General features: G+C 61.8%; 16 protein-coding genes and 1 pseudogene. 6 read left to right on the forward strand and 11 right to left on the reverse strand.

Annotated elements, in window-relative coordinates; all coding sequences use genetic code 11:
• Window positions 1-72: 72 nt before the first annotated feature.
• Window positions 73-1,668 (forward strand): lysine--tRNA ligase, encoded by a 1,596-nt coding sequence (locus RCF49_RS15115; protein WP_342640631.1) that lies wholly within the window; start codon window positions 73-75, stop codon window positions 1,666-1,668.
• 100 nt (window positions 1,669-1,768) lie between these two features.
• Here the strand turns inward: RCF49_RS15115 and RCF49_RS15120 are convergent, their stop codons facing one another.
• Complete coding sequence (locus tag RCF49_RS15120) at window positions 1,769-2,407, reverse strand: S24 family peptidase (protein ID WP_342640632.1); 639 nt, start codon at window positions 2,405-2,407, stop codon at window positions 1,769-1,771.
• Window positions 2,408-2,598: 191 nt separating this feature from the next.
• On the opposite strand from RCF49_RS15120, the gene RCF49_RS15125 reads away from it, so the two are divergent.
• Window positions 2,599-3,690, forward strand: a complete 1,092-nt coding sequence (locus RCF49_RS15125) for a quinone-dependent dihydroorotate dehydrogenase (RefSeq protein WP_342640633.1) — start codon at window positions 2,599-2,601, stop codon at window positions 3,688-3,690.
• Between the two features lie 38 nt (window positions 3,691-3,728).
• Here RCF49_RS15125 and RCF49_RS15130 read toward each other — a convergent pair whose 3' ends face one another.
• The 3 genes from RCF49_RS15130 to RCF49_RS15140 all read right to left on the reverse strand — a co-directional run bounded on the left by RCF49_RS15130 (window position 3,729) and on the right by RCF49_RS15140 (window position 6,427).
• Complete coding sequence (locus RCF49_RS15130; protein WP_342640634.1) at window positions 3,729-4,718, reverse strand: branched-chain amino acid ABC transporter permease; 990 nt, start codon at window positions 4,716-4,718, stop codon at window positions 3,729-3,731.
• On the reverse strand, window positions 4,718-5,605 hold the full coding sequence (locus tag RCF49_RS15135) for a branched-chain amino acid ABC transporter permease (protein ID WP_342640635.1): 888 nt from the start codon (window positions 5,603-5,605) through the stop codon (window positions 4,718-4,720). Before RCF49_RS15135 ends, RCF49_RS15130 begins: the two co-directional genes overlap by 1 nt.
• Before the next feature lie 63 nt (window positions 5,606-5,668).
• Window positions 5,669-6,427, reverse strand: coding sequence for an ABC transporter ATP-binding protein (locus RCF49_RS15140; RefSeq protein WP_342640636.1), 759 nt, complete (start codon window positions 6,425-6,427; stop codon window positions 5,669-5,671).
• Between the two features lie 371 nt (window positions 6,428-6,798).
• Between RCF49_RS15140 and RCF49_RS15145 the strand changes: the two genes are divergently transcribed.
• A complete protein-coding gene (locus RCF49_RS15145; RefSeq protein WP_342640637.1) occupies window positions 6,799-7,920 on the forward strand; it encodes a CaiB/BaiF CoA transferase family protein in 1,122 nt (373 codons plus the stop codon).
• Window positions 7,921-7,935: 15 nt separating this feature from the next.
• On the opposite strand, the gene otnK is transcribed toward RCF49_RS15145, so the two are convergent.
• Window positions 7,936-9,270 carry a 3-oxo-tetronate kinase gene (gene otnK / locus RCF49_RS15150; RefSeq protein WP_342640638.1) on the reverse strand — a complete coding sequence of 445 codons (1,335 nt, stop codon included), beginning with the start codon at window positions 9,268-9,270 and terminating at the stop codon, window positions 7,936-7,938.
• A 95-nt stretch (window positions 9,271-9,365) separates the two neighbouring features.
• Between otnK and RCF49_RS15155 the strand changes: the two genes are divergently transcribed.
• Window positions 9,366-10,130 (forward strand): GntR family transcriptional regulator, encoded by a 765-nt coding sequence (locus tag RCF49_RS15155; protein WP_342640639.1) that lies wholly within the window; start codon window positions 9,366-9,368, stop codon window positions 10,128-10,130.
• 17 nt (window positions 10,131-10,147) lie between these two features.
• Here the strand turns inward: RCF49_RS15155 and RCF49_RS15160 are convergent, their stop codons facing one another.
• From RCF49_RS15160 to RCF49_RS15170, 3 genes are all read right to left on the reverse strand, one after another.
• Window positions 10,148-11,377 (reverse strand): aminotransferase class III-fold pyridoxal phosphate-dependent enzyme, encoded by a 1,230-nt coding sequence (locus tag RCF49_RS15160; RefSeq protein WP_342640640.1) that lies wholly within the window; start codon window positions 11,375-11,377, stop codon window positions 10,148-10,150.
• Between the two features lie 195 nt (window positions 11,378-11,572).
• Window positions 11,573-13,150 carry an ABC transporter substrate-binding protein gene (locus RCF49_RS15165; RefSeq protein WP_342640641.1) on the reverse strand — a complete coding sequence of 526 codons (1,578 nt, stop codon included), beginning with the start codon at window positions 13,148-13,150 and terminating at the stop codon, window positions 11,573-11,575.
• A 25-nt stretch (window positions 13,151-13,175) separates the two neighbouring features.
• A complete protein-coding gene (locus RCF49_RS15170; RefSeq protein WP_342640642.1) occupies window positions 13,176-15,377 on the reverse strand; it encodes a dehydrogenase E1 component subunit alpha/beta in 2,202 nt (733 codons plus the stop codon).
• A 355-nt stretch (window positions 15,378-15,732) separates the two neighbouring features.
• Between RCF49_RS15170 and RCF49_RS15175 the strand changes: the two are divergent.
• Window positions 15,733-16,263, forward strand: a pseudogene (locus tag RCF49_RS15175) (DUF1269 domain-containing protein); the annotation flags it as partial.
• Between the two features lie 231 nt (window positions 16,264-16,494).
• On the opposite strand, the gene RCF49_RS15180 reads toward RCF49_RS15175, so the two are convergent.
• Entirely contained in the window at window positions 16,495-17,337 is an 843-nt protein-coding gene (locus RCF49_RS15180) for an enoyl-CoA hydratase-related protein (protein WP_342640643.1), read from the reverse strand.
• Between the two features lie 171 nt (window positions 17,338-17,508).
• Between RCF49_RS15180 and speB the strand changes: the two genes are divergently transcribed.
• Complete coding sequence (gene speB / locus RCF49_RS15185; protein ID WP_342640644.1) at window positions 17,509-18,477, forward strand: agmatinase; 969 nt, start codon at window positions 17,509-17,511, stop codon at window positions 18,475-18,477.
• Window position 18,478: 1 nt separating this feature from the next.
• Here the strand turns inward: speB and RCF49_RS15190 are convergent, their stop codons facing one another.
• Window positions 18,479-18,829, reverse strand: coding sequence for a winged helix-turn-helix domain-containing protein (locus RCF49_RS15190; protein WP_342640645.1), 351 nt, complete (start codon window positions 18,827-18,829; stop codon window positions 18,479-18,481).
• A gap of 7 nt (window positions 18,830-18,836) precedes the next feature.
• Complete coding sequence (locus RCF49_RS15195) at window positions 18,837-20,198, reverse strand: RsmB/NOP family class I SAM-dependent RNA methyltransferase (protein WP_342640646.1); 1,362 nt, start codon at window positions 20,196-20,198, stop codon at window positions 18,837-18,839.
• Window positions 20,199-20,221 lie beyond the last annotated feature (23 nt).

The following is a 20,221-nucleotide window of genomic DNA, read 5'->3' on the forward strand; positions in this document are numbered from 1 at the left end:
ACGGCAGGCGGCCGGACTCATAGGGTCGCCGCCCAAGTTCAACGCGCCTTCGCGCACCTGCGAGACAATATCGTGATCACCGACCGTAAGCTCGTCGAAGAAGCAATGGCCAGCAAGGCATGGCCATTCGAGGAAGCCCGCAAATTGCTGGAGCGCCTCAAACGGACGGGCAAAAAGGACGTGCTGTTCGAGACCGGTTACGGCCCCTCGGGCCTGCCCCATATCGGTACCTTTGGGGAGGTCGCGCGCACCACCATGGTTCGCCACGCCTTCTCGACCATGTCCGACGTGCCGACCCGGCTGATCTGCTTCTCCGATGATATGGATGGACTTCGCAAGATCCCGGACAATATTCCAAACCAGGATCTGATCCGCCCGCATCTCAACAAGCCGCTCACCAAGGTTCCCGACCCCTTCGGCAAGTTCGAAAGCTTCGGCCACCACAATAATGCGATGCTGCGCGATTTCCTCGACCGCTTCGGATTCGAGTACGAGTTTCGCAGCGCGAGCGAATGCTATGCATCGGGCATTTTCGATAAGGCGCTGCTGCGCGTGCTGGAGCGCTATGACGAGGTGATGGCGATCATGCTGCCATCTCTCAGGGAAGAGCGCCAGAAGACCTATTCACCCTTTCTGCCGGTCTCGCCCGATACAGGCGAGGTGCTGCAGGTGCCGATCGAAGAGCGCAAGCTCGACGCCGGCACGATCGTCTATCGCGATCCGCATACTCAGAAGCTGGTCGAGGTGCCCGTTACGGGCGGGCACTGCAAGCTGCAATGGAAGGCCGACTGGGCGATGCGGTGGTACGCTCTGGGTGTTGATTATGAGATGTCCGGCAAGGATCTGATCGATTCCGTCAAGCTGTCGAGCAAGATCTGCTCGGCTCTCGGCGCCGAGCCCCCGGAGGGCTTCAACTATGAGCTCTTCCTCGACGAGAAGGGCCAAAAGATCTCGAAGTCCAAGGGCAATGGCCTCACCATCGAGGAATGGTTGCGCTATGCGAGCCCTGAAAGCTTGCAGCTCTACATGTTCCAGGCACCGCGCAAGGCCAAGCGTCTCTATTTTGACGTGATCCCGAAGGCCGTGGACGACTATTATGCTTTCCTGAGCAAGTTCGACGGGCAGGACACCCAGGAGCAACTGTCCAATCCTGTCTGGCACATCCATTCGGGCAAGCCGCCGCAGGCAACGATGCCAGTGAGCTTCTCGCTTCTGCTCAACCTGGTAAGTGCGTCCAACGCGGAAGATAAGGAGGTTCTGTGGGGCTTCATTCGCCGCTATGCGCCGGATGCCTCATCCTCAAGTCAGCCCGAGCTCGACCGGCTGGCTGGCTATGCCATCCATTATTTCCATGATTTCGTGAAGCCGACCAAGCAATTCCGAGCGCCGACCGACATGGAACGGGCTGCGCTGCTTGATCTGAAGACGCGGCTCGATGGCCTGCCTTCGTCAGCCGAGCTGGACGCAGAGACGATCCAGGACATTGTCTACGAAGTCGGCAAGCAGGGCGGATTTGAGAACCTGCGCGACTGGTTCAAGGCTCTCTACGAGGTTCTGCTGGGCCAGCCGCAGGGGCCGCGATTTGGCTCCTTCATCGCCCTCTACGGTGTAAGGGAGACCAGCCGGCTCATTGATGACGCCTTACAGGGAAAGCTTGCGGCGGGTTAGAGCATTTTCGACAATCGAAACCGCGCTGGGGTGTTCACCGCTTGCGGCGAGATCATCCGCCGAGGGCAACCGCGCCCGTGCGGATGATCTTGCGGTTTTGTTATTGGCTTGTCCAAACGATACGCGCGGTCCACTCGATCGTCTCGAGCGGCGTGCTGGTAGGATCACCGGAGCCGTCAAGAGGCGTCGTCTCCAGCACGCGGGCCGTTTGCCTGTAAAGGGTCCGTATGAAAACCTTGCCGTCTTGCTGCCGGTAGAGCATACGGTCGCCTCGGCGCAGGGAGGCTGTCGGCGAGATAATGATCACGTCTCCATCGCGATAGATCGGATCGTATTCGCTGCCATTGATCTCCAACGCATATACACGCTGATCGCTCAGCCCTGGGAAAGCCAAGGCATCCCAATGGCTGCCGGATGGGAGGCCCTTCGTATCGAAATACCCGGACGACTCCACCTGTGCCAGGCCAATGAGGGGAATGATGGAGCTGTTCGGAGAGGCGCAACCGCTATGTCCGTTCACGAGCATCGCGAATTCGACGATATTCGATCCCGTCGCCCTGAGAATTTTAGCAACGCTTTCGGTTGTCGGCCAGCGCGGCCGTCCATCTGCTGTGAAGCGCTTTGATTTGTTGAAGGTGGTGGGATCGAGACCCGAGCACTTTGCTAATCCTGAGGTCGACATATTGCTTCGCGCGGCGAGCTCATCGATCGCAGACCAAATGTGATCATGTAAAAACATTGACCGTACTCTCTACATGGACATTCAAATGACAATGGACAACGAGCAATTCAGAGGGGTGCGCCCGGCGTCTCCCGGGCCTTACCTCCCGGTGCATTCAATGAGCGAAAATTTTTGTAAACACAACCATTACGATAGTCTCCGTTATGCCAAGTCCCTTCTTTTGTCCACTGATGTGAGTTGAAACCTACATGTCCGCCGATTTGTTCGCCTTAGCGCGGCCGTTGCTCCACGCTTTCGATCCAGAGAAAAGTCATCAACTCACCATCGCGGCCCTGCGAACCGGTCTGATACCCAGCGCATTGCCGGATGATTCGCGGCTTGCGACGCAAGCCTTCGGAAAGGCTCTGTCCAATCCGATCGGCCTCGCCGCCGGTTTTGATAAGGATGGAGAAGTGCCCCATAGGCTCATGGCCATCGGCTTTGGCTTCGCAGAAATTGGCACGGTCACTCCGAAGCCCCAATCCGGCAACCTGAAACCTCGTCTTTTCCGTTTGAAGGAAGATGCGGCGATCATTAATCGGCTGGGGTTCAACAACCAGGGGCATGACAGTGCGGCCCAACGTCTTGAACGGCTCGATCGGAAATTGTTCATAGGTGTGAATATCGGCGCCAATAAGGATTCAACGGATCGAATTGGCGACTATGTTCTCGGGGTGAGGCGATTTGCTGGTTTGGCTAGCTATCTCACCGTGAATATCTCTTCTCCCAATACGCCGGGACTTAGGGATCTTCAGACAGGCCCGGCATTGCGGGAACTGCTCGAGCGGGTATTGTCCGCGCGCGCCGAGGCCGCCGCTAAGCTGGCGCGTCCGGTTCCCCTCATGGTCAAGGTATCCCCGGATCTCGCGGATGAAGACCTTGATGAAGTCGCGCTGGCCTGCCTCCGCAGCGGTGTCGATGGAATGATCATATCCAACACGACAATCACCCGGCCACCCCTGCGCTCGATGCACGGATCTGAAACGGGAGGATTGTCCGGCAGCCCGCTATTTGTGCGATCCACCCGAGCCCTGGCACGGGTATACCGCAGAACGGAGGGGCGCATCTTGCTGGTCGGGGTCGGGGGCGTCTCATCCGCCGCGACGGCAATTGAGAAGGTCCGGGCCGGTGCGTCGCTGATCCAGCTTTACACCGCCCTGACATTCAAGGGACCACGTCTTCTGACGGAGATCAAGAAAGGCCTGCTCCAGAAGCTCTCGGAGCAGCGGCTCTCGCGTCTGGCCGATCTTACCGGGATTGGCGCCGACGAATGGGCCGAGCGGCCGCTTCTGGAGGGGTGAGGCTTCGTCGTGGGTGAAGCCTCACCGTCACGAGTTCATTACAGCTTCGTCTTGGCGTATCGGTTGAGCACTCCGATGATGCCCTCGCGGAACAGAAGCACGCAGACCACGAACACTGCACCCTGCACCACGGTGACCCAGCTTCCCAGCGATGCCAGGTAGTTGGACATGCCGACAATCACACCGGCGCCAACGATTGGCCCCAAGACCGTGCCCATGCCGCCGATGAGTGTCATCAGCACCACTTCGCCAGATGTCCCCAAGCTTACATCGGTGAGCGAGGCGAGCTGGAACACGATGGCCTTGGTGGCGCCCGCCAGGCCGCTCAGGGTCGCCGATAGGATGAAAACCACGAGCTTGTATCGGGTCGTGCGATAGCCCAGCGAGATCGCCCGTGGCTCGTTCTCGCGAATGGCCTTCAGAACCTGACCGAAGGGCGAGTGGATCACCCGATAGATGATGGCAAAACCGATGAGGAAGACGATCGCCACGAAGGTATAGAGCGTGAGATCGTGCTGGAGATTGAACACGCCGAACAGCATGCCGCGCGGCACGCCTTGAATGCCGTCCTCGCCGCCCGTGAATCCTGTCGCCTGCAGGCAAAAGAAAAAGACCATCTGGGCAAGCGCCAGCGTGATCATGGCGAAATAGATGCCTGTCCGTCGGATGGCCACCACCCCGAACACGACGCCGAGCGCGCAGGCGCCGAGCGTGCCGAGCAGGATGGAGAGTTCAGGAGTGAGGTTCCAATGCAGCGCCGTGTAAGCCGAGATGTAGGAGGCCATGCCGAAATAGGCCGCATGCCCGAATGAGAGCAACCCGCCATAGCCAAGCAGCAGGTTGAAGGCCATCGCGAACAAGGCAAAGCAGAGCAGCTTCATCACGAAGACGGGGTAGGCGACGAAAGGCGCCACGACCAGCAACACGGCCACGATCGCGAACAACAGCCGGTGCGTGCTGCTGGCGGCTTCGCTTTCGCCCACCACCGCCGGGCCGGCGGTGGATACCTTGGAGACGGTATCTGACATCACGCACCCCTTCCGAACAGGCCGGTGGGCTTCACCAGCAGGACAATGACCATAATGATGAAGATCACCGTTGAGGAGGCTTCGGGATAGAACACCTTCGTGAGCCCCTCGATGATCCCGAGGGCAAAACCGGTGATGATCGAGCCCATGATCGAGCCCATGCCGCCGATGACCACCACGGCGAAAACCACGATGATGAGGTCGACGCCCATATTCGGATTGACCGAGTAGATCGGTGCCGCGAGCACACCTGCGAAAGCGGCCAGCGCCACGCCGAACCCGTAGGTCAGCGTGATGAGCAGGGGGACGTTCACGCCGAAAGCCTGCACCAGGGTCGGATTTTCCGTGGCCGCCCGCAAATAGGCGCCAAGCTTCGTCTTCTCGATCATGTACCAGGTGGCAAGGCAAACCGCGAGGGATGCGACCACAACCCAGCCCCGGTAATAGGGCAGGAACATGAACCCGAGATTCTGGCCGCCGGCGAGCTGCGAGGGAACCGCATAGGGCAGGCCGGACGAACCGTAATAATTGCGGAAAATGCCCTGAATGATGAGGGCAAGGCCGAAAGTCAAAAGCAGGCCATAGAGGTGGTCGAGCTTCGCGATCCGGGCGATCATGGTGCGTTCGATGAGGATGCCGATCGCCCCCACCACCAGCGGCGCGATGATCAGCGCCCACCAATAATTCAGCCCCAGATAGGTCAGCGTCATCCAGGCTGCGAAGGCCCCCATCATGTAAAGGGCGCCATGAGCAAAATTGATGATGTTGAGCAGGCCGAAGATGACCGCCAGCCCCAAGCTGAGAATGGCGTAGAACGAGCCATTGATCAGACCCAGGAGCAGCTGCCCGAACAGTCCCGCGGTTGGGACGCCAAAGATGGTCGTCATGCAGCTATCTCCCCGGTAGGCATGGCGAATGGTTGTGTGAATGCATTGCCGCTCACCCTCACGTCAGGCATGACCGGCCCCGATATAGGCTTCTATGACCCGGGGATCCTTTGACACCGTGGCATAATTGCCCTCGGCGAGGACCTGCCCGCGTGCCAAGACCGTAATGCGGTCGGAGAGAGAGGCGACGACGGAAAGATTGTGCTCCACCATCAGGATGGTGCGATCCTTGGAGACCTTGCGGATCAGCTCTGCAGTGCGCTCCACATCCTCCTGCCCCATGCCGGCCATGGGCTCGTCCAGCAGGAGCATCTCTGGATCGAGCGCGAGGGTGGTCGCGATTTCGAGGGCCCGTTTCCGCCCATAGGAAAGTTCAGCCGCCAGGACGCTCACGTAATCCTTGAGGCCCACTGATTCGAGCAGCGCCTTTGCTTCGCTATCGAGCACATGAAGCTGCTTCTCCGACCGCCAGAAGTCGAAACTGTCCCCGCGCCTGAGCCGCTGCAACGCGATCCGGACATTCTCGAGAACCGTAAGATGCGGAAAAACCGCCGAGATCTGGAACGACCGTACGAGACCCAGACGGGCCACATCGGCCGCCTTCAGGCCGGTGATGTTCTGGCCTTTGAAGGTGATTGTCCCTTTGGATGGTGCCAAGAACTTCGTGAGCAGATTGAAGCAGGTGGTTTTACCGGCGCCGTTGGGGCCAATGAGCGCGTGAATCTCACCCTTGTGGACTTTGAGCGTCACATTATCCACGGCGCGGAAGCCGAAGAACTCCTTCGTTAGGTTCTCGGTCGCCAGGATGACCTCAGTGGCCATTTGCCCTCCCTCGTTCTATCGGCCGACGTTACGTCAGCAAGTGTTCTCGACCAAGCGCTACGAACGTCCTCACCGATTTTTGTCGCTCGTCTTCTCGGCGCCTTGGCAGGATGAACGTGCCCTCTGTGACCAGCAAACGCAACCGCATAAGCGAGATTGATGATTTGGGCAATAATTCCGAAGGCGTAGACCGGCTCAGCCTCGTCAGGCTCATCCTTGGACACCGGATTTAGGGCCGTCTCCGGGCAATTGCATGTTGGGAGAGACCGAACACGGACTGCTGTGGCTTGCGCGTAGCAGCCGCGGTCGTTACCAGAGTTGTTGATGAAAATAGATCAAGCGGCCGGTGACTGATTTGGAGAGGGGCGCCCATGGGACCACTGACGGGATTTAAGGTAATCGAGATGGCGGGAATTGGTCCTGCACCGTTCTGCGCGATGCTCCTGTCCGATATGGGCGCCGAAGTTGTGCGGATTGATCGCAAGAGCGCGGCCGATCTCGGTGTCGACATGCCCGCCAGGTACAATGTCTCAGGCCGCGGCCGCCGCTCCGTCGCCCTGGATCTCAAATCACCCGATGCAGTTGCGGCCGTTAGAAAACTGGCCGCTCAGGCGGATGCGTTGATTGAAGGCTTCAGGCCTGGTGTTATGGAACGGCTCGGCCTCGGCCCCGAGGAGCTCCTCACCGTGAACCCTAAGCTCGTCTATGGCCGCGTCACCGGCTGGGGCCAGACTGGTCCTTTGGCAAAGGCCGCGGGCCATGATCTGAACTACATCGCCTTGACCGGCATGCTGCATGCCATTGGTCCTGCGGAACGGCCCGTTCCGCCGCTCAATCTTGTCGGTGACTTTGGCGGGGGCGCCATGTATCTCGCATTCGGCGTGGTTTGTGCCTTGCTCGAGGCGAGCCGCTCCGGCAAGGGCCAGGTCGTGGACGCTGCCATGGTGGATGGCGCGGCCTCGCTGGGTGCGCCAGTCTATGGCATGTATGGGGCCGGCCTGTGGAAGGATCAGCGTGCCGACAATCTGCTCGATTCCGGCGCGCCTTGGTACGATGTCTATCAGACCAAGGACGGAAAATTCGTGTCCGTTGGCGCCATCGAGCAGCGTTTCTATGACCTTCTCCTGAAGACGCTAGGCCTTGAGGACGACAAGTATCGGGATCGTGGCCATGACAACTGGCCGGTGCTGCGGGAGGCTTTCAACAGCGCGTTTCGCAGCCGCACTCGCGATGAGTGGTGCGCGATCATGGAAGGAACCGATATCTGTTTCGCGCCGGTGATGTCGCTGGCCGAGGCGCCCTCGCACGAGCACATGGCCGCCCGTGGTGTGTTCGTGGAGCAGGACGGTGTTGTTCAGCCAGCGCCTGCGCCACGTTTTAGCCGCACCCGCGAGGCGATCCAGTCACCGCCGCCCGAGCCGGGTCAGCATACGGAGGAGGTGTTGCGCGATTGGGGCTTCACCGAGCAGGAGATCGAGGCGCTGCGCGGCTGATCGGCTCTGCAGTCTTCAGCGCTGCGCCGGCGGCCATCTGTCATAAAGCGGAGTGATCTCGGTGGGGCGGCGCATGGCATCCAGCACCGGGATGAACATGTCGACCGGGCCAAGCTTGCCCGATTTGAGCACCAGCGCGATGGGATTGGCATCTTCCGTCACGGCCCGGGAGATGCCGGGACCTTCATAGGCGCCGATGCGCAGCCGCGTGATCTTCAGCCTTTTGAGCACGGCACCGGCCGTCTCGCCGCCCGAGATGATGAGCCGCCGCACCTTGAGCTCGCTCACGAGATGATCCGCGATGTCCGAGAGAATGGCCTCGGCACGCGCAGCCACTGCGGTAACCCCATAGCGAGCCTGCAGCTTGGCAATTTCGTCGGGGGCCATTGCTGTCCCGAAGCCCAAGGGCTCGTTCGGGGCCAAGGATCGCGCGAAGGTTAAAGCCTCCGCCAAGAGATCCTCACCCTCCATGGCCCGGCGCAGATCGAGCATCATGGTGGGATGATTGCGCGCGAACTCACCAAGCTGCACGGCAGTGCGCTCGGCTACGCTGCCGGCAATCACCGCCGCGCGCCCTTCCACCCCCGGCAGCGGAGCCATCTCCGGCATGCCAATCCACCCGCGCCGCCGCCAGGCCGGCGGCAGATGCGCAGCAACGGAGGAGTTCCCGGTCATCAGCCGCAGGTCCGCTGCAGCCTCGCCGATCACCTCCAGATCCCGCTCCCGCATTGCATCGACAATGGCCAGCGGTGTGCCTGCGCGCCGCAACGCCTCGATCCGCTCGCGAATCGCCTCAGGCCCGCGATCGACATCCTGGAAGGCTATAAGTCCCACCGCCCGCTTGGACTGGGCCGCCAGCACCCGCACCAGATTGCTATCGGTCATGGGCGTCAGCGGATCATGCCGCTTGGGCGATTCCGAGAGAAGCTGGGCACCGGCGAACATATGCCCCTGATAGACCGTCCGTCCCACCTCGCACAGGGTCGGGCAGAACATGGTGAAATCCGCACCCAGATGGTCGAGCAGCGCTTCGGCGCAGGGGCCGATATTGCCGCGCGGCGTCGAATCGAAGGTCGCGCAATATTTGAAGAAGAATTGGCGACAACCCTGCTCAAGTAGCCTGTCCGCTGCAGCGACCACATGCGTGACCGCTTCGGCCGCCGGAATCACACGGGATTTGAGCGCAATCACATAGGCGTGGCAGCCCTCAGCCAAGGGGGTCCCCGCGCCGATGGTGAACCCGGTGGGAATACCGCGGGCGATCAGCATGGAGGCGAGTTCCGCCCCGCCGGTCAGATCGTCCGCGATGCAGCCCAGGATCGGGCCGTGGATGTGCTGCTGATCTGTCATAATGAACAATCCGTCGGCCGTTGCTGCGCGCCAGCCTTGACAGGCAAGCGCCTATTGCTGCCTTTGTGACCAGTTACCGAGGAAGCGAGATGCGCATGAGCGATGCTGGGGATGATTTCGCCGTCGGGCGTGTGCTCCGCGACAACCTGACTGAGCGGGTATACCGTGAGCTGCGCTCCGCCTTGATGGAGGGCCGTTTCTGGCCCGGGCATCGCTTCAAGATCCGCGAGCTGGCCGCCAGTCTCGGTGTCTCCGAGACGCCGGTGCGTGAGGCCTTGATGCAGCTGGTCCGCGAAAAGGGCCTCATCATGGAGGCTGCGCGCTCGATCACCGTCGCGGGGCTGACGCTCTCGCAATATCTCGAGCTCCGTGACATCCGTCTGATGCTGGAGGGGATGGCTGCGGAGGCGGCCACGGTCCGCATAACTGACGAGGAGATCGCCGAGCTTGCCGCCCTTCACGAGCAACTGATCGAGGCGGAGCGATCGGGGCGCTGGTTCGATGCGGTGAAAGCGAACTGGGCGTTTCACTATGGTCTCTACAAGGTGGCGAGCCGGCCTGAGCTTCTGGCCATCATCGAGGGTATCTGGCTGCGGAACGGGCCGCTCGTGAATTACCAATATCCGAATGCCCGGCCAACCTATCCCGGCCGCCATCGGCATCTCGACATACTCGATGCCCTTCGTGCGCGGGATGCGGTCGCCGTCAGGCAGCATATCCAGAACGATATGCTGGAGGGCGGGCGGCTGCTGGTGCAATTGCTCAGACAGCTTGAAGCCGGCGAGATCACCCGCGAGGAGCTGCATCGGGATGCTCATTCCGTGGGCAGCGGAGCGCGCCGGTCGAAAGCGGCCGGCTGATCCGCTGCTCTGTGTAGTCAGGCCGCTTGCGCGACGGCTGCCATGCCTGCATCGGCCGCCGCCAACACGACCTCTATGTCGCGCGGCTGATGGGCGGCCGAGAGGAACATATTGTGCTTCGGGTGAAAATAGGCGCCGGCCCGCAGCGCGGCCGCGCAAAATGTCTGGGCTTTCGCGAAATCGGGATCGTTGTCGAACAGCACCATGGGCATCTGCACAGGCCCGGTCTGGCGCAGGCCTATACCGTGCTTTGCTGCGAGCCGTCCAAGCCCCTCGCGCAGCATCTGTCCCATCGCCTCCATATGGGCGATGGCCTTGGTGTCCCGCAATGTCTCGATCGTGGCGATCGCTGCCGACATCGCCACCGCGCCATACCAGAACGAGCCCGTGACGAAGACCTGCGTTGCCGCTTGGCGGAAACGGTCGGTGCCGGTGATCGCCGCAAGCGGATAGCCATTGGCAATCGCCTTGCTGAACGCGCTGAGGTCAGGGCGCACGCCCAGCGGTTCCCAGCTGCCGCCGAGATCGATACGGAAGCCGGCGCGAACATCATCGATGATGAGAGCTGCATCCGCGGCCGTGCACAGCTCACGCGCCCGCTTGGCGAAGGTGGGCAGCGGCAACTGCTGGTCGCGCCCGAGATCATGGCGGAACGCCGTGATGAGCACAGCCGCAAGATCATCGCCGGCCTGTTCGATCGCCGCCTCGAGGCTTGCCACGTCATTATAGTCGAAGTGAATGAGGTGGGCGCGGTCTTCGGCGGTGACGCCCGCCAGGGATGGCGTGCACCATGGCACAGCACCGTGATAGGAGCCGCGCGCCACCAGAACCTTGCGCCGCCCGGTCCCCGCCCGCGCGATGGTCACGCAGGAGGTCGTGGCATCTGTTCCGTTTTTCTGCAGCATTGCCCAATCGGCATGCGCCACGGTGGCGACCAGCAATTCTGCCAGATCGACCAGGACCTCCGCCGGGCCGTTCATCGCATCACCAAGCGACCGCTGTCGTGCGGCGGCCTCTTCCACAGCCGGGTGATGGTGGCCGAGAACATTGGGGCCCCAGCTGCACATCAGGTCCACATATTCCCGTCCGTCGACATCCCACAGCCGGCAGCCCTCTGCTCGCGCGAAGAATTGCGGATAGGCGGGGCCCAAAGTCTTGGCGTTCATGTGTCCCCACATGCCGCCGGGAATCACGGCCTCGGCACGGTGACGCAGGGCGGTATCGCGGGAGTTGGCGAGGGTCTGCATTGCTCTCACACGTTATTTCGGATCGCCTGTACGTTATATCATATAGCAGAGAGCGCGGCAGCGAAAACGGAAACAGTGGCGGATAGGATCGACGCGCCGCAGAGGGCGGGCTGGTAGCACCTGGTCCCGCCCGTATTCCCAAGGGTCACCCGGCTCCCTGCACCTTCACGCGGCACAGGGAGCCGGGGAACAGGATCAGCGGCTCAGCTCGGCAAGCGGCAAGTTGCAGCACGCACTATAGCGCACTCCCTTGACGTCCTTGCGATGAGCCAGGATGAGATTCGGGCTGACGATCGGGAAGATGACCCTGTCCTTGATCATCTCGAGGCCGATCTCATGCCAGATCTTGGCAGCTTCCTCCCCGCTTGAGGCCAGGGCCTTCTTGTAGAGCTCCGCTTCCTTGGGGTTGAAATCCTTAGGATCCTTGATCCCGGCGCGCCGTGCCCATGGGCTGCCTTCGGTCATGCCGAAATATTCGACATATTGCGCCGTGCCGTAATAATCGGGCGCATAGAAGACGGCCGTCAGTGGGATGCCCTCGCTGTTGATCCGCTCGCGCCAGGTCGAGAATTGCACCGGCTTCAGCTCGATCTTGACGCCGATCTTATCCAGGTCCTGCTGCACCTTTTGCATCAGGAGCGACAGATCGATGCCATAGGCATTCAGGTTCGGGAACACCGCTTCCAGGCTGATGCCATCCGGGTGACCTGCCTTGGCCAGCAGCTCCTTTGCCTTTTCCGGATTGTACTCAGGCTCGGGATAGCCGCTGCCGCCGGGAAAGCCGATCGGTATCGGGGTGGTGATCACCTGGCCCTCATTGCCGATCGTGAACTCGATGATGCCCTTGCGGTCCAGTGCATACTCAAAGGCCTCACGAACATCCTTCGTGAGCGGCACCTTGTTGGCCTTCGCACCGGGTGAAAGCGCGAGATAGATGAAGTTGTAGGAGGGCACTGTCTTCACGGTGACCTCAGGATTCTGCAGGGTCTTGGCCGTATCAGGGTCGATCTGCATGGCAATGTCGGCCGCACCGCTTTCCAGCATCTGTGCCTGCGCCACGGCATCCTTCACCTGGCGGAAGACGATGCCGCTCACGGCCGGCTTGGTGCCCCAGTAACCATCATTTCGTTTGAGGCGCAGCTCGGCATTGGGATCGTATTTCTCAAGAACGAACGGTGCGCTGCCGGCTGAATTCTGCAGAAACCAGGCTTCGGCTGTATCGGTCGTGGCTGCATCCGCATCCGCCTTCGCGCCATTCGCCATGGCGACATCGCTATTCACGATCGCCGTATAGGGAGCAGACGCGATATTGATGAATTCGGAATTTGGCGCCGTCATCTTGACCACGACGGTCCGCGCGTCCGGCGTCTCGATGGCTGCGACATTGCCCATGAGGAAGGCGGCGCTGCCTTTCAGGTTCTTCAACCGCTCCCATGACCATTTGACGTCTTTGGCCTCGACGGGCGAGCCGTCGGAGAACTTGGCGTCCGCATCAAGCGTGAAGGTGAACTCACTCTGATCGGCGCTTGCCTTCCAGGATTCGGCCAGCAAGGGTACGATCTTGTTGTTCGCATCGAGCGTCACCAGTGTCTCGTAAACGCTCGAATTGTAGATCTGGCAGGTGTCGCAGAACGCGCGATGCGGATCGAGCGAATTGAGATCCATGTTCCGCGCGATGACGAGCGGCTGATCGCTTTGCGCTGCCGCCGGCAATGGCCCCGTCAAGGCAAGCGCCACCAGCCCTGCAAGAAATAGACTTCGTGTCCTTTTCATTATGTGCCCTCCTCCACTTGCACCGTCATGCCACCACCCGGGTTTCTGCCCAGCGCGGCTCTGCTAACTGCACGAGAACGTCCCTGATTCTCTCAGGCCCGCCGAGCGCCGTCTTGTTGAGCGGCGCCGAGACCACCGGGGCGGCAAGGCTGCCCGTCACATGCAGCACTTCGTGGTCCAGATGATCGAACAGCCGCCGCTGGATCTCCTGTGTAAGCCGGCCGCCCAGCGAAAGGCCTCGCGCCACCTGTTCCACAATGGCGACCCGATTGGTCCGCTTGACCGAGGCCTCGATCACGCTCCAATCAAGGCCGGTTGGATCCAGCGTGCGCAAATCGATGACCTCGGCGTCAATTCCGGTGGTCTGTACCACGTCGAGCGTCGTCTCGACCATGCTTGCCGCCGTGAGCAGGGTGCAAGCCTTGCCTTTGCGAGCCAGCCGGGCACTGCCAAACCGGATGCAATAGTCGAGATCATCGGTGGGAATGGATCCTTCGCTTTGAAACAGCGCCACGTGTTCGATCACCACCACCGGGTCGTCGCACAGCAAGGCCGAGTTCATCAGCCCCACATAATCGAAGGGCGTGGAGGGCGCCACGATCCGCCATCCCGGAAACAATGCGAACAGCCCGGAGGGATCGCCGGAATGCTGCGAGCCATAGCCCGTATGGGGCGACACCCGCACCCGAACCACCAGGGGCACCGGAAAGCCGCCGCCGAACATATGCCGGACCTTGGCGACGCCATTGAACAGCTGATCTGCCGCGACCAGGCAGAAATCGCCAAACATGATCTCGACAATCGGCCGCAAGCCACACAACGCCGCGCCGAGGGCGATGCCGACGAAGCCGTTCTCGGCGATCGGCATGGCGAGCACGCGCTCCGGCCAGCGCTCGAGCGCGCCTTTCGTGGCACCGCTGACGCCCCCACGCAATCGATGCACGTCTTCGCCCATGATGACGATCCGCGGATCGCGTTCCATCGCACGGGCAATGGCCTGTGAGGCCGCGGAAATATATTTCGTCGGGGTCAGCTCATGGGCGGCGAAGTTTTCTATCTCTCGAAATCTTTGCCCTTTGAGCTCGGAGAGATCACCCCGGATATGCTCGTCGATCTCGGCGGGATCAGGCCATAGCCGCTCGGGAATGCGCAGGCCATTGCCATTCGGGACCGGTTCCGTCAGCCGTGCCGCGGCCTCCTCGACCGCCGCCCTGGCCCGCTCATCCAGCAGCGCCATCTGATCTGCCGTCGCCATGCCCAGCTCGGACAGTCGCGAAGCGGTGATTGCCAAGGGATCGCGCGCCCGCCATTCCTGCTCTTCCTCGCGGCTGCGATAGCCAAACTCACTCCCGGGCCTGCTGCCGCTCTGGTGCAGGAAGCGATAGCAGATCGCCTCGATCAGCACCGGCCCGCCTTTCGCCGTGATGATCTCTCGCGCCTCCTGCATCGCACGCCGGACGGCAATCATATCCATTCCGTCGACCTCGATGCCGGGAAACCCGAACATGGGACCACGTGAGGTCAGCCGTGTCTCGCGGGTCTGCTCCCGCAAGTGGGTCGAGACGGCGTAGAAATTATTCTCCAGGAAGAAGATGACGGGCAGGTCATAGAGGGCCGCGATATTCATCGCCTCGTGCGATACCCCCGCCATGAGGGTGCCATCGCCAAAGAAGCTCACGGAAATGCGCCCGGTCCCCAGCAACTTGTCCGCCAGCGCATAGCCTGCTGCATGGGGAAGATTGCCCCCGATGATTGCGCTGGTGCCGGGAATGCCGGAGGCGTCGTGGCGCATGTGCATCGACCCGCCCCGACCTCCACAATATCCGGTCTTGAGCCCCATGATTTCGGCCATGAGCCCTTCCACGGTGCCGATCATGCTCGGCGTGAAATCCTGGGCGAGCGGAGCGAAATCTTGCGGCGTCTGCGCGTTGATGAGCTTGGCGAGCACCTGGTGATGAGCACGGTGCGTGCCGTTGATGCGGTCCTGCGTGCTGAGCACCGACATGGCGCCGACGGCCCCTGCTTCCTGGCCGATGCTGGCATGGGCAGGGCCGTGCACCAGTCCGGCATTGGCCAGATCGAGGACCTTCTCCTCAAAGCGGCGAATGAGCAGCATCTGTTGGTACCAGCGCAGCAGGTCCTGCTGGCTCTCAGCGGCCCAGTCGCTAAGACCGATGTCAAGCCGGTACCAAGGCGTATCGGTGATGATCGGCCGCCGCCTTACCATGCTGCACCCGTTGTCCGTCCCCGGCTGCTATATGAAATATCATTATTCCGCACAGTTCTTCCCTAGACGCGATTGCCATGCTCTCGAGGCAAGCTAAGCGGTGACCGGCACGGCGGGCAATCCCCAATTTCAGCACGTGCGGTGACCACCGCGGCGGCCCCTGTCTAGACAATCCCATACCGGCCCCTCGAAATTGGGCGGCGCCCGTTAATGTTGTTTCCAGAAACTTGTTATCCACCGCGGGTCTGCCGCCGCTTGGAACTGGCTGGTTGCAGTTTCTTTATAGCTCCAAGGCCACAATCCCGGCGAGCACCGGCCGCGGCCGAAAACAGCCTGGAATGAAAGGAGCCCCTTCATGTCCGAACTCATCGTCGTCGGCTTTGATGATCCCGCCGAAGCAGACCGTGTTCTCCTGAAGCTGACGCAGCTTAAAAAGGAGCACCTGATTGATCTGGAGGATGCCGTTGTCGTGGTGCGGGACGCGAACGGCAAGGTCCAGCTCAAGCAGAGCATCAATCTCGTTGCCATGGGCGCCGCCTCGGGCGGCCTTTCTGGCGGCTTATGGGGTGCTCTTGTCGGCCTGTTCTTCCTGAATCCGCTCGCAGGCTTCGCACTGGGCGGCGCTATTGGCGCAGGCACGGGTGCTCTGTCGGGCTCGATGATGGACTACGGAATTGATGATGGTTTCATCAAGTCCTTGGCCGATACCATTCCAAACAACAGCTCCGCCCTGTTCGTTCTGGTGCGCAAGGCTCAGCCGGAGAAGGTCCTCGAGGAGCTGAAGGGCATCCATGGCCGCTTGCTGCGCACCTCCCTGGCTCCCGATCAAGAGCAGAAGCTGCGTGACATCATCGAGCAGCACGTTTCGCAGGGCACTGCGCCCCAGGGTGCCGTATCGCCTGCCGCGCCAGCCGCTGCGGTGACGCCTTCGCCGGCGACGGCACCACAGACCGGGTCATCTCCCGCGGCGGCTCCGTCACCCTCCGTGCAGCAGACCCCCTCGGCCGGAGCCGCTTCTCCGCGGGCCGCACCGAGCACCTGATGGCCAAGACGTGGCGGCAGGCTCTGTCGCCACGTAGCTTAGCCCCTGGAGCATTTGTGACTTCGCAGGTCTGCCTCAGGATTTGGCCCACCAGCCGTCTATGAACGCGGCCTCGCTGATGCGTCCGCGGAATTCTGCCGGGCGCTTTTCCGCGAATGAGCGCGCTCCCTCAGCGGAATCCGGATGCGCTAATGTTGCTGACAGCGCGCGTGATTCCAGCGCATGGGCGATGCGGGGATGGTCTGCGCCCATCATCTTCCAGAGGAGCTGTCGGTTCACGGCAACCGAGACTGGCGCCGTTTGCTTGACAATGTCCTGCGCCAGGGTCATCGCCTCAGCCAGCAGATGATCGGGTGGCAACACCTTTTGCACCAGCCCGGCTTTCAGTGCCTCCTCGGCCAATATGAGCCGTCCGGTGATCATCCAGTCGAGCGCCGTCGGGATGCCGACGAGGCGCGGCAGGAACCAGCTCGAGCAGGATTCTGCGACGATCCCCCGACGGGAGAACACGAAGCCGAACCGCGCCTCGCTGCTGGCAAAGCGGACGTCCATGGGCAGAAGGAAGGTCGCACCAAACCCCACCGCGACACCGTTGATCGCACCGATCACCGGCTTGCGCATATCGAAGAGCCTCAGGGTGACCCGTCCGCCGAGGTCGGCCGGCACGCCCTCGCCTGTGGCCGGATCACCGCCCGATGGCAGGCTGAAGCCGCCGCTCAGGTCGGTGCCAGCGCAAAAGGCTCTGCCGCGCCCGCTGACGACCACCACCCGGACGTCATCATCCTCATCGGCCCGCGACAGCGCCGCCAGCAGCTCGTCATGGGTCTCCTTCCGCGCCGCGTTCAGCTTCTCCGGCCGGTTCAGCCAGATCGTGACGATACCTGCGGCCTTCTCATACTCGAGATCCTGATAGCTCACTGCGACGTTCTCCCTGTCGTTGGGCTGTCCACATTAAGACGCTGCTGCCGTTCTCTCTAGTGCCGGCAGCGACGTTGGAAAAGGCGTGTTCGAAGGGCTTTCGGATTTGCGGCGGCCTGCTAAGCTCTTCTCGCCCAGGGGAGGGCAGCAATAAAGCAGGAGCGATTGATCATGGCAGCATCCCGCGCTTTCCAGCCCGTAGACTCGTCCGTTACCCCGCGCTATGCGGAGATTGCAACCTTCATGCGGGCGGCGCGGGCCGAAATTGCCCCGCCACTCGAGATCGCCCTCGCCGGAGTGCCGCTCGATCTCGGTGCGAGCTACCGCTCCGGTGCACGCCAAGGACCGGCTGGGGTCCGCGAAGCCTCGCGGTTGATCCGCCAAGTCAATCCCACCACCAATGTCGCGCCATACCGGCTGTGCAACATCGCTGATGTGGGCGATGCACCGACCCACCCGCTGAGCGTCGAGCGCAGCGTTGACCTCATCCAGCAATTCTTCGAGCGCATCCACGCCGCAGGCGCTTGGCCGATCTCCATTGGCGGCGATCATACCGTGCCGCTGCCCATTCTGCGCGCCATCGCCAAGGACCGCCCCTTGGGCCTGATTCAGATCGATTCCCATGCCGATACTTTCGATGTCTTCATGGGGACGAAATGCAACCATGCCACTTTCGTGCGAAGGGCGGTCGAAGAGGGCCTGCTTGATCCAAAGCGCATCATCCAGATCGGGCTACGCGGTACCCGCTATGGTGATGACGACATCGTCTTCGGTCACGAGGCCGGCATCCGAATGGTCAGTATGGACGAATACGAGCAGCTCGGCCGTGCCGCGGTGATCGACGAGATCCGCCGCGTGGTCGGCGATGCCGAGACCTATGTCACCATCGACATCGATGGACTGGATCCGAAGGATGCGCCGGGCACCGGCGTTCCCGAGCCTGGCGGCATCGGCATGCGCGACATGCAAATGATCTTACGTGCGCTGACGGGCCTCAAAGTGGTCGGCGCCGACATTTGCGAGGTCGTGCCCTCGCTGGACCCGACCGGGATCACCTGCATCAACGCCGCCAATCTCATGTTCGAGCTTACCTGCCTTGCTGCAGTCGCGCGCAGTGGCAAGCTCACGGCCGAGGCATAGACTATCGCTCGAGCAACCGATGCAAGCCGGCCATTGCCTCTGCAGCGCCGGTTTGCGCCGCCTTGCTGATTTCGTCGAACTGGCGAACGATCTCGCTGCCCAATGGCGTGAGCCGGGCACCGCCCCGCTCATGCCCTCCGGCAAAGGTCTCGGCCAGTGGCGCGCCGCAGATCTTGTTGATCTCGTCCAGCAGCAGCCACGCCCGCCGATATGACATGTTCATCGACCTTGCGGCGGCGGAAATGGATCTATGATGGTCGATCGCTCTGAGCAGACCGATCTTGCCGGGTCCGATCTCGCCTTGCTCGAGCCGGATCTTGATCCATAGCTTCGGCTCGGATCCGCTCATCATCGAGCCCCTATTGCCGAACCAGGCGGCAGATATAAAAGCCATCGAGGCCCCGAAGGCCACGATCCTCGTCGATGGTCATGCCTGGCAGTGTGCGGACATCGCCTGAGCCCGTCAGCGCCTGCGCCAGGCCTCCGATTTCCTCCGCGCCAATGGCGGCACGCTCGGCCGGCAACCCATCGGCGAGCGCCGCCTCGATGATCTGTTCTCCCTCTTCAGGCTCGAGAGAGCAGGTACAATAGACAATGATACCGCCCGGCTTCACGAGGGAAACGGCTCGGCGCAACAGTGCGCTTTGCAGCTTCGTCAGTGCCGTAATTTGCTCCCGCGACTTGGTATAGGGAATGTCCGGGTGCCGCCGGATCGTACCGGTCGCCGAGCAAGGGGCGTCGAGCAATACCGCATCCACAGGCCCGCCCGTCGCAAAGTCTTCTGCATTGGCGCACACGATCTCGGCCGAAAGGCCTGTCCGCGCGAGATTTCCCCTGAGCCGCCCCAGCCGCGCCTCGGAGATGTCGACCGCAGTCACCTTCGCGCCCGCGGCCGCAAGCTGCATGGTCTTGCCCCCCGGTGCGGCGCAGAGATCGATGACATGCTTACCCCTGACATCCCTCAGGAGGCGCGCTGGCAGGCTGGCTGCCGCATCTTGCACCCACCATTCCCCGGCAGCGAAGCCCTCGAGATCCTCGATACGTCCGTGCGACTCGCTCAATCGCACCGAGCCTGTGGGCAAGGTGATCCCCCCGAGCCGGCCGGCGAGCTCTGCTGTGTTCCCGTCACGGGGCGTGAGATCAAGCGCCGGCTCTATCAAGTGAGCCGATGCGATATCGCTGCGGGTCCGCGCCTCGCCATAATGGGAAACCCAGCTGCCCCACAGCCAATCCGGAGTATTCAGGCGGGCTGCATCTTGTGTGCTGATGAGATCTGGCCCCTCACGCGCGATGCGCCTCAGCATGGCATTGGTCAGACCCTTCAGATACGCAGCCGCTTTATTCTGCCCGATCAGCGTTACCGCCGTATCGATCGCCGCGTGAGATGGCACGCGCATGAACAGGATCTGGGCGGCGGCCGTGATCCAGACCGGCAGAGCCTGCTGATCATGCTTTGGGCGGCCACGGGTAAGAAATCCGTTGAGCAGGGCTTCGATCTGCCCTCTGCGCCTTAATGCGACTGCAACAATGGCGCGCAGCAGCGCCCGGTCACGCGGGCTGAACCCGGCCCCTTGCCCTCGCGCAAGGCTGTCATCCAGCAGATCATCGAGTGGTTGCTGCTTGAACATGACCGCCGAGAGGAGGCGGGCGGCTTCCCTTCGGACGAGAAGGCCGTCGGCTTGCGGTATCGGGGAGGCGCGGCGGCGCTGATGCATCGACATCCAGCTTGTCTAGATCGGGTGAA

Origin of the sequence: Rhodoligotrophos sp. CJ14, from assembly GCF_038811545.1 — a bacterium.
Taxonomy (GTDB): Bacteria; Pseudomonadota; Alphaproteobacteria; order Rhizobiales; family Im1; genus Rhodoligotrophos; species Rhodoligotrophos ferricapiens.

Coding starts and splice junctions, on each gene's coding strand:
- RCF49_RS15120 (WP_342640632.1), bottom strand. CDS start 2,407: ATGTTTTTACATGATCACATTTGGTCTGCGATCGATGAGCTCGCCGCG.
- RCF49_RS15125 (WP_342640633.1), top strand. CDS start 2,599: ATGTCCGCCGATTTGTTCGCCTTAGCGCGGCCGTTGCTCCACGCTTTC.
- RCF49_RS15130 (WP_342640634.1), bottom strand. CDS start 4,718: ATGTCAGATACCGTCTCCAAGGTATCCACCGCCGGCCCGGCGGTGGTG.
- RCF49_RS15135 (WP_342640635.1), bottom strand. CDS start 5,605: ATGACGACCATCTTTGGCGTCCCAACCGCGGGACTGTTCGGGCAGCTG.
- RCF49_RS15140 (WP_342640636.1), bottom strand. CDS start 6,427: ATGGCCACTGAGGTCATCCTGGCGACCGAGAACCTAACGAAGGAGTTC.
- RCF49_RS15145 (WP_342640637.1), top strand. CDS start 6,799: ATGGGACCACTGACGGGATTTAAGGTAATCGAGATGGCGGGAATTGGT.
- otnK (WP_342640638.1), bottom strand. CDS start 9,270: ATGACAGATCAGCAGCACATCCACGGCCCGATCCTGGGCTGCATCGCG.
- RCF49_RS15155 (WP_342640639.1), top strand. CDS start 9,366: ATGAGCGATGCTGGGGATGATTTCGCCGTCGGGCGTGTGCTCCGCGAC.
- RCF49_RS15160 (WP_342640640.1), bottom strand. CDS start 11,377: ATGCAGACCCTCGCCAACTCCCGCGATACCGCCCTGCGTCACCGTGCC.
- RCF49_RS15165 (WP_342640641.1), bottom strand. CDS start 13,150: ATGAAAAGGACACGAAGTCTATTTCTTGCAGGGCTGGTGGCGCTTGCC.
- RCF49_RS15170 (WP_342640642.1), bottom strand. CDS start 15,377: ATGGTAAGGCGGCGGCCGATCATCACCGATACGCCTTGGTACCGGCTT.
- speB (WP_342640644.1), top strand. CDS start 17,509: ATGGCAGCATCCCGCGCTTTCCAGCCCGTAGACTCGTCCGTTACCCCG.
- RCF49_RS15190 (WP_342640645.1), bottom strand. CDS start 18,829: ATGATGAGCGGATCCGAGCCGAAGCTATGGATCAAGATCCGGCTCGAG.
- RCF49_RS15195 (WP_342640646.1), bottom strand. CDS start 20,198: ATGTCGATGCATCAGCGCCGCCGCGCCTCCCCGATACCGCAAGCCGAC.